The sequence below is a fragment of the Patescibacteria group bacterium genome, assembly GCA_028716045.1.
Taxonomy (GTDB): domain Bacteria; phylum Patescibacteriota; class Patescibacteriia; order JAQUQO01; family JAQUQO01; genus JAQUQO01.
Map to the genome: position 1 here is coordinate 693,801 of JAQUQO010000001.1, position 11,760 is coordinate 705,560.

Here is an 11,760-nt window from a genome sequence, read left to right on the forward strand (position 1 = left end):
TTATTGGAAATTTTAACAAGAGGATTGGTCGCCATGTTCGCATTTGCATTTATAATCCCACGGTTCACATTGAGTTTCCCATTCTTTGATTTCGCTTTCTGATGGATTTTCCAGAGCAATATTTTTAATGACATTCTCCACGATAAAAATCCAAATGGAGACTGACAGTAAAACTATGGCTATGCCGATGACGCCGTTAAACAATAACTTTTTAGCTTTTTCTATATTTTGCTCATTCCCGCCGGCCGTCATCCAGACAAAACCGGCGTATACAATCACTCCCAAAAACACCAGGCCTAAAAACCCGCCGGCATATCTGATAAGCGTAGCCATAAAAAGAAAAATGTTGTTAACTCTGCTGGAAGAAAAATACAATGTCTCGCCGGCCGTAGCGCCCAATTGCTTTTCTATATCTTGCTCACCGCTTTTATCTAAAAACAACGGCCGATTGATATCCGGCGTGGTTTGCAAGGCCTGCACGGTGTTGCTTACAAAAATCAAACCGAAAAATAGAATCACTGCGGAAATAAAAATTATACCTAATTGCTTCTTACTCATAATACAAATTATTTGACTTTCACGCCCGCGCCTATGGTTTTTTGCGAAATCGCCTCGTATAAAATGCGGTTGATGGTGTAAGTAATACTAACCGAGAGAAAAATAATCAAAACCGCTATCACCGCGTTGACTATCATTTTTTTAGCTTTGCCAAGCTGGTCTTCGTTGCCGCCGGCCGTCAGCCATAAATATCCGCCGTAAATCATCAAAATAACAAAAATAAAGCCCACAAAGAGCAAAACGTATTGGATGAGGGAAACGATTACTAAGCGAATGTCTTGGCTTTCGCCCGTGGCATATTTGGCTTCTTTGCCGGCTTCACCTAATTGGTTGAGGGGGCTTAGAACAGAAGTTCCTCCTTCGCCGAACGTCGGCTCCTGAGCCAGGGAAATCTGCGGCTGACAAAAAATAAAAAAAGCCCCGGATAAAACAGCGGCTGTGATTGTTAGAATTAAAAAATGTTTCATAATCGCTGGCTAAACAAAAATGGCGACAATCGTTCTGGTAATAATATAGGCAGCCATCGTAATACCCAAACCAATACTGGCGTCAATAATGATGGTTTTTGATTTGGTAATCTTTTCTTCATTGCCCCGGGCGAGCATCCAATTGACACCTCCGTAAACCACTAAAACCAAAAAAATCGTGCCTACTAGCACTAAAAGCGCGCCGATGCCCCCACCTACTCTGGCCGCGAGCGTCGTTTCTCCCACCTCTCCAAATCCGCCCGCGCCCACCCCGGCGGCGGTTTTTAATCTTTCAAAATAACTTTCTTTAAAACTTTTCGGTTCTGCGGCCAATAAAACAGCCGGAAAAAAATAAACAGCGGCTAATAAAAAATATCTTATTTCTTTGAAAAAATTAAATTTCGCCATAATTTAGGTAGAAAATAAAAACGTGGAAACTGTCCAAACGATGGCGTAAGCCAAAAATATGACAATAAGACCGGTAACGGCGTTTCTAATGATTCCCTTGGACTTGTCTATAATTTCGGATTCGCCTCTGGCCGTCATCCACTTTACTCCTCCGTAAACCATCAAGACAAGAAAAACTACGCCTATCACTGATAATAAACCGACAATCGCTCCGGCAATCTTTGATTCTAAACTATCACCCGTTCTTAACCCGGCCTTTTCAGCTGCTGAACCCAAAATATCAGTGGCATCTTTAAAATTTGTCTGCATGTCAGGGTTAGGTTCGGATTGCCCAACATTATCATCGGCAAAAACTGCCGGTGAAGAACAAAACATTAAGCAGAAAAAAAATCCCAATAGAATAATTGTAAAAATACTTCTCGTTGTCATAAATTTAACCGCCTCCAAAAATTAATCTATTAAGCACAAACTCCACTATAAAATAAGAAAGGGCCACGACCACAACGCCAATAATCGCATTGACGATTGTATCCTTGGATTTTTCCACTTTTTGTTCATTCCCCCTAGCAATCATCCAATTGATACCGCCATAAATCATCAATATTAAAAATATCACTCCGACAAAGGTCAAAGCTGAACCAAGTAAACTTCCTATTAATGCCGCTAAATTTGTTGAAGTTGCTAACTCTCCTTCCTCGGCTCCGGGAATACCGGCCTCTTTGGCTGTCGTACCCAATCCATAATCATCATTCTTCTCCTGCGCGGCGGAAGGCAAAACGCCAAACCACCCAAAAATCAAAAAAGCCACTAAAAAAATAATGGCTAAAGAAAAAATTGAATAAATTTTCTTATCCTTGCTTTTCATTGGAAATATTCATTAGGCCCCTTGTCTTATAAAAACAAGGGGCCCGTATTAGATATTAGCTGGTGGCTTCAATCAATCCCCTGATAACAAAGGTGGCGATGGAATAAGCGGCTAAAACAATGGCTAAACCAATGACACCCTGCATCAAAAGCTTCTTCGCTTCGCTGACTTTATCTTCATTGCCCGCGGCAGTCATCCATTTAAATCCGCCGACTAAAATAATCACTACTGCCAGAGTTCCGAGAAAGCCCATTATCACCTTGATAATATTGGCGATGGTCTCGCGAATATCGGTGCTGGTCAATCCGGTTTGAGTCAAATACTCCAGACCGGGGTCAATATCCGTTTGCGCCAAGACCGCTCCCGGCAAAATCACTAAGGCAAAAAGGACAAAAAATCCCATTGCCCAAGAAAAAAGCGTTTTTAACTTCATAATTGTTAATTTCCTTATTTAAAAATTATTTAAAATCGTCTTATTTTTGCGTCAAAGTTGCTATAACAAAACCGACTAAGATATAACTGGCGAAAATGATAACCAGCCCGATGGCCGACCAAAGCAAAATATCCCTGCCTTTCTTTATTTTATCAGCATTTCCGGCTGATGTCAACCAAATTAATCCTCCGTAAATGAACATTGCCAGGGCGATAGAGCCAACAATCCCCATAATCGCTTTAATAACACCGCCGATGGCTGTTTGCGGGTCACTAAATTTTAACGGATTTTTAAGTTGAATCGCGGCATAAACCGGCATAAACGACAAAAAAAATACGGTTAGGCTGATAAAAACGTTTCTTAAAACTTTCCTAAACATAATTAAGAAATTATTCTTCTTCCACTTGATAATTTTTAGCCCCTTCTTCCTTCACGGCCCTTTCTATTAAAAAATTAACTAAACTAAAAGCTCCAAATACTATTATACCACCAATTACGGCGTTTACCAAATACTTTTTGCCCTTTTCTATCTTTTCGGAAGAGCCGGCTGAAGTTAACAAATAAAACCCGCCGATTATAAACATCAAAAGCATCAAACTGCCCACCACCCCTAAAATCAGGTTGTAAACCGCCTTACCGATTAAAAGAAAATCGTCTAAGGAGCAATTGCCGCAACAAAGGCAATCGCCGGAAGCTTCTTTAAATAATCCTCCGTGCTCGCAAGAATTAGCATCACAAATCATTCCTCCGCTACCTTTGGCTGACTGGTCAGCGGACGAAGCTTCGACAATTTCTCCCTTCTTCTGCTGACAAGCTTTTGTATCCTCGGATGGTTTACATGATCCGTCGTGTAATAAAATCGTCTCCGTATTCCATCGCTCACTGGCTTTCTCACAACTCTCCGGGTCGTTTATCACATTGCCGGCAGTATCGCAACAACAAACATCTGCTTTTACAAAATGAACGGGCAATAAAAAAAATAAAAAAGCTCCGGTGAATAATAAAATTTTTATTGATAACTTAAAATTCATAATTATCTTATTGTCTGATTAATTTTACTCGCCGCCAGATTAACCGCCTCCTGCGCCTCCACCGCTCCGGAATTGACCGAATTTATCATTTCGGCAAAAATGCCATCCACCGCTCCGGGATTCGCTCCGCGATACCAGCTTCTGGCAGTGAGCAATTGCGCGGCAAAAAATCCCAAATCCAAATCCTCGAGCTGGGTGTTGATGAGCGCCTTAAGCGCCGTGGGTTTTTTGGCTTGGGTCAGATATTTTTTGACTTCCTGCTCTTTGGTCGCAAATTGGATAAAATCCCAAGCCCAGTGCTGATTTTTACTCTTGCGGGAAACCGTCTCCATCCAATAATTGGCAAAATTCACCTCCGGAGTATTAGAGCCAGCTTCGCCAATCTGGGGAAAACGGGAAATATCAAAATTAAGTTTGGGGGCGAGTGAACGGATAACCGGCAGATGATAGGCATAACCGAAAAAATAAGCGACTTTGCCTTGCGCGAACGCCTCAAGAGAATTAGACATCTGTTCATTCCAAGAATAGACACTGCTCACGGGATTGGCAAAATTAGTATAAAAATTCAAGGCTCCGGCGCCCGGAGGAATGTCCAAACCCTTCAACTCTGCGGGCATTTGATGAAAAAACGCCAAGCCATTGGCATCGGTCATTTTGGCTCCGTTCTGCATCATCAAGAGGGATAAAATATCAGCCCCGCGCTCCACGTTATTGGCCGTGCCCAACGCCGCCCCAGCTTGTAAAATATCGCCTCTTTCATTAGTGCGAGTCAAAATTTTAACGTGGTCCTGAAATTCAGACCAAGTTACCGGCGGCTCCGGTATGCCGGCATTATTCAGTAAATCTTTGTTATAAAAAAGCGCCAAAGTGTCCACACTCAAAGGCAGACCATAAACCAAATCCTGTTTCTGCCCGCTGATGGTAGTAGCCACCACCGCGTCATTATAAACAACATCTAAAAATTGCTGTTTTAATTTTAGCAACGAAAGAGTCGGCGTAGTTTTTAATTCCGCCTTAGTTTCTTTCTTAATCGTTCCGCTCACATACTGATACGGCAAAGTGACAGTTGACGGCATCGGGGCGATTTTGCTCTGGTACTTTTTCACCCAGGTGTTATGAATGGAAAAAATATCCGGCCCCCTGTCTTCAGCCATGGCGTTCAAAAGCGTCTCTTCATACTCTTCAAAACGCAATTTTTTGTATTCAATGGTGACATTGGGATGAAGCGCCTGATAATCGGCGACGATTTCCGCCATGGCGTCTCGGTCATCAAAGACTCTCCAATAAGTTAATTTAACCGGTTGCATCGCCTCTTGAACTTCCTTAGAAACCGTTTTGCACCCCAAACCGGAAGTGACCAAAAAAGAAAGGATTAACAAGAGAATGGCGATTTTGCTATATTTCATAAAATTATTTTATTGTGCGAAGATATTTTTTTAACTTCAAACCCAGATCTTTTCTTTTTAAAGCGAAATCAATGTTGGCTTTCAGCCAGTCAAATTTAGAACCAATATCGTAATACGTCCCCTCTATAATTTTAGCATAAATCGGCCTCTTTTTCATTAAACGCACAACAGCATCAACGAGCCATAGTTCGCCGCCCTTGCCGACTTTGGTTTTTTCCAATTCTTCAAAAATTTCCGGTGTAAACACATACCCGCCGAGTGAAGCCAGCGTTGACGGCGCTTTTTCGGGTCCGGGTTTTTCAACAATACGATTAACTTCATATATCCCCGCCCCGATTTTTTTTGCGTCTAAAATACCGTATCTTTTTGTATCTTCTTTTGTCACCTGATAGGCGGTGATAACCGGGTCAGTATATTTTTCATAAACATCAATTAACTGCCTGACGTGCGGCTTCCCCGGACATTTCCAAAACTCATCGCCCCACACCACCGCAAAGGGTTCATCGCCCACAACTTCCTTGGCGCAAAGTACCGGCGTGCCATTGCCATAAGGACCTTTTTGGCGGATATAAATAAAATTGGCCATGTCGGCAATGCGCTTAATTTCTTCTCGCACTTCTTCTTTACCCTGTTTCTTCAGCCAATTTTGCAATTCATAATTATAATCAAAGTGGTCTTCCACGGCCCGCTTGCTGGCGCCGGTGACCAAAATTACGTCAGTGATTCCGGCGCGCACCGCTTCTTCCACCACATATTGGATAACCGGCTTGTCCACCACCGGCAACATTTCCTTTGGCTGGGCTTTAGTCGCCGGCAAAAAACGAGTGCCAAATCCGGCCACGGGGATAACCACCTTGCGAATTTTTGTCATATAACAAAATAGCTACTTATATTTAGATATTTTAACACATTTCTCATAAAGAGAAAAATAGCCAATTGGTCATTTCCAAAAAAGGAAAATTTATTTAACTAAAAACGCTCCCGATTGCTCGGGGGCGTTTTTATATGATTTCTTTATAAATCACGATTTATCTACCGCCGCGGAAATTATCCCGGCGCGGGCGTTCTTCCATCGGGCGGGCTTCATTGACCACGATATTGCGGCCGCCGAAATCCTTACCGTTGAACATTTCAATAGCTTTCTGGGCTTCCTCATCGGAAGACATTTCCACAAAGCCGAAACCCTTAGAACGATTGGTCATTTTGTCGGTGATTACTCTGGCTGTCTCAACGGTACCAGCAGCGGAAAAAGCTTCTTTAAGCTCATCCTCAGTGGTAGAGTAAGGCAGACCTCCGACGTATAACTTTTTTGCCATAACTTTTCTTGTAAAAATTTATTATATTGTAAGTCGACCTTTACTCCTTTCGCTTACTAGTTAGCTTATACTCATAATAAACTTGTATAAGAAAAGTAAAACTTATGGAGAAACGCTTACGAAAGTAAGTATAGCACACAAACAAAATACTGTCAAGGACCACTCAAAAAACGGGTTTGGCTTACTTTTACTCAACCATTATCTCTTTTTCTAGGGCCGTAAGAAAATTTTTCATGAATTCTATCATCGGCCGAGCTAATCGTCTGGCTGTTTTTGTTTTTAAATTATCAAAACAACTTATCTGAAAATTAATTTGATCAACGATGTAATCCCCAATCCCCTCGCCATTATCAAACCTTTTATCAAAGTCCTTGGCTTCCAGCCCCCACGTTTCGCCTTTAATATTTTCGGTATTGTATTCCGGCCTGGTTGCTTTTGAAGTAAGGGCACGCATAATACCAACTGCGCCAAACATATCCATCATATCCGCGTCTCTTAATATAAAAAGTAAATCGCCCTCGCCTTCTCTGTTGGAATTATGATATTTTATGGCTTCACAAATTAACCCGATTTCATCTTCGAAAAATAAGTTGTTTTCTTTTAAAAATTTGTTGGCCATCTCCGCTCCGGCTTCTCCGTGCAGGCTCCTTTTATGACAATTCAACAAACCGACGTCATGCAAAAGCGCCGCCGCTTCCACAATTTCTAAATTATTATAATGCTCCTCTCTCGCTATCTGCAACGCCCAATTTCTAACGCGATGAACATGTTTAACATCATGGGCAACTTCCGCGCTCATAACACCACGAACGTATTTATCAATTAGCTTAATTTTGTCAATCTTATTTACTAACATAAATAATTGTTTGCCGTGGACTTTGGCGGCAAATTTTTTTGTTCTCTAATAATCACCCTCTTAAAAAACTTGTTTACCACCCTGCTGGACTACAGGCATCGTCAACTACTTTTTGCAGTCCTTTATCATTCCCGAAAGTTTGGTCAAGGGTATCCATATTCAAAGTTCCTTTGGGGAAATAACAATCAAGGTTAGCGACATCATTTATTTTTCTCTGAAAATGGCATTTTTCATTTTCTACGCCCAAAATTGTTATCTCAATAGATGTTACACCGTCCGACCCCATCATCTTAGCGGTTACCGGCAAACATTGATTCATTCTATTCACGAAACAAAAAGGATCCTCTGCTTTACCGCAATCAACCATCTCTTTATCGGTAGCAGGCGTCTGCGCCTCGGTTGATGGCGAGGCAGTTGTTGGCTCGCCCTCTTCTTCCGCACCTTTATTACACAAGAGGAATATCCCGCCGCCGATAACGATTAAAACTAAAATGACGATAATAATGTATAAAACTTTGCTGTTTGTCATATTTTTTACTTTCTAATTATTAATAATTTAAAAATCGACCTTTATTATATTATTTTTTAAATCAATATCTCCCCTGCTTTTTAAAAGTGGTAGCTAAAAACAATTATATTTTAGATCAAAAAGCATCTGGCCGTCTATAAGAATTTGATAATGATAGATGCCCGGCGGCGGATTACCGCTTAAATTTCTCAAAGGAACCGGCTCGCCATTGATATCCGTTCTAAATGCATCTTCGCTCACCCCGATCCAAGATGTTTTATCAATCTCGCCCTCTGAATTTGCTATAAAGGATTTTACTGTTCCGCTTAGCACTTCTCCCGGTGGAGATTGTACCCAGACCGTCACAGAGTCCTTCCCTTTTTTAGTGTAGCTATCATAATATTTATTTGGGTCGCCGTCCACCGCCAGATAGGCCGTTAACTTTGATAATATTTGTTTATCGTAAGGCGCAATTGAAAAATTACTCTCCGCGACAATTATTCCTTTAGGTTTTTCTATTTTAACAAGCTGGATAGTATAATCGCCAAGAGCTAAAGGAAACCAACCGACTTGATTAAACCCGCCGTGCAAGGCAACATTCTTTAAATCAAGCCAATTTATAACTATTCCACGCTGGACAACTTCCCCATTTGCTTTTACTTTAAAAATTGGCCAGAAGCTCATCGGGACAACTACACCTTTGGATTGGCTCACAACTTGATAAACATAAGTGCCCTTTTGCAATCCTTCCCCTCTGGGAGAAATTCCCCGGTTGAAATAAAAAGTTGTTGATATTTTACCCGCATCGTCCACCAATTCTATACTATTCTCATTATTTATTTTTCTGATGATGATTAATTTACTTTCGGAAACGAAAGTGGTCGTATATTCCCAAAAAAGACCCAGCCCGAGAATTAGGACAATTGCCAACCCTATTACGGCGTGCTTTTTAACCCTAAACATCCGTAAAATTGTGGAAATAAACATATACACGGCCGAACCCAAAATTAAAAAGCCGTCAAAGGTGGTAATAAAAAATACCGTCAACCCGATAAGAAACAAAATTAAAAAGGAAAAAACATTGTTCTTTCTCGTAAAAATAAGGACCAGCGTAGGAATTAACCTTGGGAGAGCAATAAAAGGCGGCTGCGACTGATAGAAATAAAAAACCGAACCGATTATCAACAACCCCAATATTATATTAATCGGCTGCCATTTCTTTTTTTCTTTTATTTCCCTTACCTTTTCTTCGGGCATATGTTTTATACTTTCTAAAAAAATTTCCCTAATTCCAAACTTGGAAAATTGGCGGAAGGGGTGGGATTCGAACCCACGATCCCGCTAAGCGGGATACCGCTTTTCGAGAGCGGTACTTTCAACCTCTCAGACACCCTTCCAAAATTAATTTTAGAAATGTTTATTTAAAATTGCCATCATCACTAAATCATGATACTTCCCACCAAAAAAAGAATGTTCTTTCTGCCTTCCTTCTGTTTTAAAACCCACGGCTTTATAACAATTAATTGCTATTTTATTTTCGGAAAAAACGCCCAACCCTATTCTATGTAATTTTAATTTATCAAAACCATACCTGATTATAAATCTCATGGCTTTTTGACCAATCCCTTGCCCGCGATAATCATCCTCCCCGATTATAATAAAGGCATCGGCCCTTTTATTAATTTTATCTATCTTAGTTAAACCCACCAGACCAATGGGACGACTAGCCGCAAAAATAGTAAATAATTTTTTACTTTTGTCGTTTTGATATCTTTTAAACCACTCTGCTTCTTTCTTAATGGTTGTCTTTTTACTGCAATGACTATCCCCAATAAAAACATTAACATTCGGATTATTAAACCATCTAACGCGATAGGGAATTTCTCTTTTACAATGTGGTTTGAATTTTATAATCATAAATAATTAATTTCTAATCCTATCAAAATTATTCAAACAAATCAACCCCCCAACAATAAACCAAAATAAAATGGCCAGGTCATTCTTAAAATATGGGACATCAACAAGACCATGGATTAAAATTGTGACCATCATCGCGAGTAATAGAGCTGCGACTAATCGTGTCTCTACATTTTTATAAATCTTAATTAATCCTTGCCAGAAAAATTTAATTATAATCCACAAAAATCCGATTAACCCCAAAATCCCAAGTTCGCTCCAAAAATTTAAAATAACATTGTGCGGATATAAATAAATCTCAATATGCTTGGCTTTATGGTATGGGGCGACCACGGTTTGATAACCGGCCAATCCGGCGCCGGTAAGTGGATGGTCTTTAAGCATCTGCCAGGTTTCACCCCACATCTCCAGCCGAATTTTTCCGGAAACGTCGCTTAAGGTGGCTTTCTCTCGGATTAAATTTTTAACTACCGGCTGAAATTGTAAAACAACAACCGCCAAAATTATAAGGACAACTGTTGAATAGCGTGTTTTTTTAAAAACTAATGCCAAAAAAATAATCCCCGCCATCACCCCCACCATCGCTCCCTCGGAAACGGCAAAAATAATTCCCAGCAAAGATAAAATTATTACTGCTAAATAAAAAATTATTTCTATTAAACCCCCCCTTAATTCTTTCCTGTCGGGGGTGGAATTTAAATCCCTCCCTTTCCCCCTCTGAAAAAGGGGGTGCCCGAAGGGCAGGGGATTTTTTAATTTCTGAATCAACAACCCAAAATATAAAACCGCGAGGGGCGCCAAATATAGACCCACGGCGTTGGGGTAACCGTAAACGCCGGTCACCCGCCGAGTTTCCGGCGCAAACCAATCGGCATTGGGAATGAGATAACCGGTAAATTTTTGATAAATCGCCAGCGCCCCGAGATAAATCGCCGAGCCGCCAAGCGCCCATAATAAAATTTTTAAATCTTCTTCTTTTTTGACCGTGCCAACTAAAACGATTAGAAATAAAATTGGCTCCACAAAATACGCCTTCCAAATTCCCAGCGCTGCGACTTTATCGGGCGAGACAAAAACGGCAATCGTAGCGGCCAGAAAAAAGATGGCGATTGGTAAAATCCAGCCCCTGAATTTTTCTCTAAACTCATAACTTATAACTTGAAACTTACTTTTTATCAACCAAATAGCAAATAAAATCAAAATAATCGCTTCCAACAAAGTCATGGGTATAAACCCTAAATGAAAACGAATCAAATAAATTGGCAACAAAAATAAAATTATGGCCAGACCCCAAAGGGTTTTCCGCCAAGCCAAAATCGCAAAAGAAAGACAAAAAATAATTAAAACTAAAACATTAACCATATTAATATAGTATAACCTAAATCTGCGACAAAAGAAAAAGCCCACGGATACTACCGCGGGCTAATGTGAAAATGTGATGATATTTTAGTAATATTTTCGAAACTGCACGAACTTGAAGATGGTATTTTTTTCTGTTGATCCATCTTTGACCACCTCTACTGCCTCTCTTTTGGTAGTGGAAGCTACACAGGTGGCTACTCCTTTAAGGGCCTCAAGGACCTTAAAAGTCAACACCATCTCTCCCATAATATGAACAATCAATCTGTTCGGTCCATATTCCGAATCGCTTTCTTCGGCAAGGGGGGCAATTTGATTCGCCCAACTAATCTCCCATATCCGATGAAGAATTTCGTCAGCTATGGCTTCCACTTCTTGCGAAGTAGCTTCGGGCGGCACCGACGGAAAGGCGATATCTAAGATTCTATCGGCCATTTCCCCAGCGGCCTTTCGCTGTTCTTCGGACCATCGAGAAGATTTGTGATTAGACACATTAATAAAAATAGTTTCCATTGCTATTTCTCCTTTCTGTTTTTATTAATCCCTTTTTAATCAGGGAGAGGAGAAAAAATCACCACATTTTAAAGATCTATATAAAACCTACTAAAATAGGCATTCTGCTGGTTTGGAGAGTAT

Annotated in this window: 17 protein-coding genes and 1 tRNA gene; all 18 read right to left on the reverse strand. The window is 40.5% G+C overall.

Annotation, left to right across the window (positions count from 1 at the left end; all coding sequences use genetic code 11):
• Positions 1-12 precede the first annotated feature (12 nt).
• Positions 13-558 carry a pilin gene (locus PHG22_03485; protein ID MDD5490827.1) on the reverse strand — a complete coding sequence of 182 codons (546 nt, stop codon included), beginning with the start codon at positions 556-558 and terminating at the stop codon, positions 13-15.
• Between the two features lie 8 nt (positions 559-566).
• Positions 567-1,025: a hypothetical protein gene (locus PHG22_03490; protein ID MDD5490828.1), complete on the reverse strand. Its 459-nt coding sequence runs from the start codon at positions 1,023-1,025 to the stop codon at positions 567-569.
• Positions 1,026-1,034: 9 nt separating this feature from the next.
• Positions 1,035-1,433 carry a hypothetical protein gene (locus PHG22_03495; protein MDD5490829.1) on the reverse strand — a complete coding sequence of 133 codons (399 nt, stop codon included), beginning with the start codon at positions 1,431-1,433 and terminating at the stop codon, positions 1,035-1,037.
• A gap of 3 nt (positions 1,434-1,436) precedes the next feature.
• Positions 1,437-1,808, reverse strand: coding sequence for a hypothetical protein (locus PHG22_03500; protein MDD5490830.1), 372 nt, complete (start codon positions 1,806-1,808; stop codon positions 1,437-1,439).
• Positions 1,809-1,866: 58 nt separating this feature from the next.
• The gene (locus PHG22_03505) at positions 1,867-2,298 is read right to left on the reverse strand and encodes a hypothetical protein (protein ID MDD5490831.1); all 432 of its coding nucleotides are present in this window, start codon (positions 2,296-2,298) and stop codon (positions 1,867-1,869) included.
• 55 nt (positions 2,299-2,353) lie between these two features.
• Positions 2,354-2,731 carry a pilin gene (locus tag PHG22_03510; protein ID MDD5490832.1) on the reverse strand — a complete coding sequence of 126 codons (378 nt, stop codon included), beginning with the start codon at positions 2,729-2,731 and terminating at the stop codon, positions 2,354-2,356.
• A 40-nt stretch (positions 2,732-2,771) separates the two neighbouring features.
• Positions 2,772-3,110 (reverse strand): pilin, encoded by a 339-nt coding sequence (locus PHG22_03515; protein MDD5490833.1) that lies wholly within the window; start codon positions 3,108-3,110, stop codon positions 2,772-2,774.
• A 10-nt stretch (positions 3,111-3,120) separates the two neighbouring features.
• The gene (locus PHG22_03520) at positions 3,121-3,762 is read right to left on the reverse strand and encodes a pilin (GenBank protein MDD5490834.1); all 642 of its coding nucleotides are present in this window, start codon (positions 3,760-3,762) and stop codon (positions 3,121-3,123) included.
• Between the two features lie 2 nt (positions 3,763-3,764).
• Positions 3,765-5,168, reverse strand: a complete 1,404-nt coding sequence (locus PHG22_03525) for an extracellular solute-binding protein (protein ID MDD5490835.1) — start codon at positions 5,166-5,168, stop codon at positions 3,765-3,767.
• Positions 5,169-5,172: 4 nt separating this feature from the next.
• Positions 5,173-6,039, reverse strand: a complete 867-nt coding sequence (gene galU, locus PHG22_03530; GenBank protein MDD5490836.1) for a UTP--glucose-1-phosphate uridylyltransferase GalU — start codon at positions 6,037-6,039, stop codon at positions 5,173-5,175.
• Between the two features lie 157 nt (positions 6,040-6,196).
• Positions 6,197-6,484, reverse strand: a complete 288-nt coding sequence (locus PHG22_03535; GenBank protein MDD5490837.1) for an RNA-binding protein — start codon at positions 6,482-6,484, stop codon at positions 6,197-6,199.
• 187 nt (positions 6,485-6,671) lie between these two features.
• Positions 6,672-7,340, reverse strand: a complete 669-nt coding sequence (locus tag PHG22_03540) for an HD domain-containing protein (GenBank protein MDD5490838.1) — start codon at positions 7,338-7,340, stop codon at positions 6,672-6,674.
• A gap of 73 nt (positions 7,341-7,413) precedes the next feature.
• Complete coding sequence (locus tag PHG22_03545; GenBank protein MDD5490839.1) at positions 7,414-7,869, reverse strand: hypothetical protein; 456 nt, start codon at positions 7,867-7,869, stop codon at positions 7,414-7,416.
• Positions 7,870-7,962: 93 nt separating this feature from the next.
• A complete protein-coding gene (locus PHG22_03550) occupies positions 7,963-9,105 on the reverse strand; it encodes a hypothetical protein (protein MDD5490840.1) in 1,143 nt (380 codons plus the stop codon).
• 49 nt (positions 9,106-9,154) lie between these two features.
• Positions 9,155-9,245: transfer RNA gene (locus PHG22_03555), tRNA-Ser, on the reverse strand.
• 10 nt (positions 9,246-9,255) lie between these two features.
• Positions 9,256-9,765, reverse strand: a complete 510-nt coding sequence (locus PHG22_03560; GenBank protein MDD5490841.1) for a GNAT family protein — start codon at positions 9,763-9,765, stop codon at positions 9,256-9,258.
• A gap of 6 nt (positions 9,766-9,771) precedes the next feature.
• On the reverse strand, positions 9,772-11,127 hold the full coding sequence (locus PHG22_03565; protein ID MDD5490842.1) for an O-antigen ligase family protein: 1,356 nt from the start codon (positions 11,125-11,127) through the stop codon (positions 9,772-9,774).
• Between the two features lie 84 nt (positions 11,128-11,211).
• Positions 11,212-11,637 carry a CRISPR-associated protein gene (locus PHG22_03570; GenBank protein ID MDD5490843.1) on the reverse strand — a complete coding sequence of 142 codons (426 nt, stop codon included), beginning with the start codon at positions 11,635-11,637 and terminating at the stop codon, positions 11,212-11,214.
• Positions 11,638-11,760 lie beyond the last annotated feature (123 nt).

What these genes read in the sequence shown, in the direction of transcription:
- PHG22_03485 (MDD5490827.1), bottom strand. Translation starts at nt 558, where the DNA reads ATGAGTAAGAAGCAATTAGGTATAATTTTTATTTCCGCAGTGATTCTA.
- PHG22_03490 (MDD5490828.1), bottom strand. Translation starts at nt 1,025, where the DNA reads ATGAAACATTTTTTAATTCTAACAATCACAGCCGCTGTTTTATCCGGG.
- PHG22_03495 (MDD5490829.1), bottom strand. Translation starts at nt 1,433, where the DNA reads ATGGCGAAATTTAATTTTTTCAAAGAAATAAGATATTTTTTATTAGCC.
- PHG22_03500 (MDD5490830.1), bottom strand. Translation starts at nt 1,808, where the DNA reads ATGTTTTGTTCTTCACCGGCAGTTTTTGCCGATGATAATGTTGGGCAA.
- PHG22_03505 (MDD5490831.1), bottom strand. Translation starts at nt 2,298, where the DNA reads ATGAAAAGCAAGGATAAGAAAATTTATTCAATTTTTTCTTTAGCCATT.
- PHG22_03510 (MDD5490832.1), bottom strand. Translation starts at nt 2,731, where the DNA reads ATGAAGTTAAAAACGCTTTTTTCTTGGGCAATGGGATTTTTTGTCCTT.
- PHG22_03515 (MDD5490833.1), bottom strand. Translation starts at nt 3,110, where the DNA reads ATGTTTAGGAAAGTTTTAAGAAACGTTTTTATCAGCCTAACCGTATTT.
- PHG22_03520 (MDD5490834.1), bottom strand. Translation starts at nt 3,762, where the DNA reads ATGAATTTTAAGTTATCAATAAAAATTTTATTATTCACCGGAGCTTTT.
- PHG22_03525 (MDD5490835.1), bottom strand. Translation starts at nt 5,168, where the DNA reads ATGAAATATAGCAAAATCGCCATTCTCTTGTTAATCCTTTCTTTTTTG.
- galU (MDD5490836.1), bottom strand. Translation starts at nt 6,039, where the DNA reads ATGACAAAAATTCGCAAGGTGGTTATCCCCGTGGCCGGATTTGGCACT.
- PHG22_03535 (MDD5490837.1), bottom strand. Translation starts at nt 6,484, where the DNA reads ATGGCAAAAAAGTTATACGTCGGAGGTCTGCCTTACTCTACCACTGAG.
- PHG22_03540 (MDD5490838.1), bottom strand. Translation starts at nt 7,340, where the DNA reads ATGTTAGTAAATAAGATTGACAAAATTAAGCTAATTGATAAATACGTT.
- PHG22_03545 (MDD5490839.1), bottom strand. Translation starts at nt 7,869, where the DNA reads ATGACAAACAGCAAAGTTTTATACATTATTATCGTCATTTTAGTTTTA.
- PHG22_03550 (MDD5490840.1), bottom strand. Translation starts at nt 9,105, where the DNA reads ATGCCCGAAGAAAAGGTAAGGGAAATAAAAGAAAAAAAGAAATGGCAG.
- PHG22_03560 (MDD5490841.1), bottom strand. Translation starts at nt 9,765, where the DNA reads ATGATTATAAAATTCAAACCACATTGTAAAAGAGAAATTCCCTATCGC.
- PHG22_03565 (MDD5490842.1), bottom strand. Translation starts at nt 11,127, where the DNA reads ATGGTTAATGTTTTAGTTTTAATTATTTTTTGTCTTTCTTTTGCGATT.
- PHG22_03570 (MDD5490843.1), bottom strand. Translation starts at nt 11,637, where the DNA reads ATGGAAACTATTTTTATTAATGTGTCTAATCACAAATCTTCTCGATGG.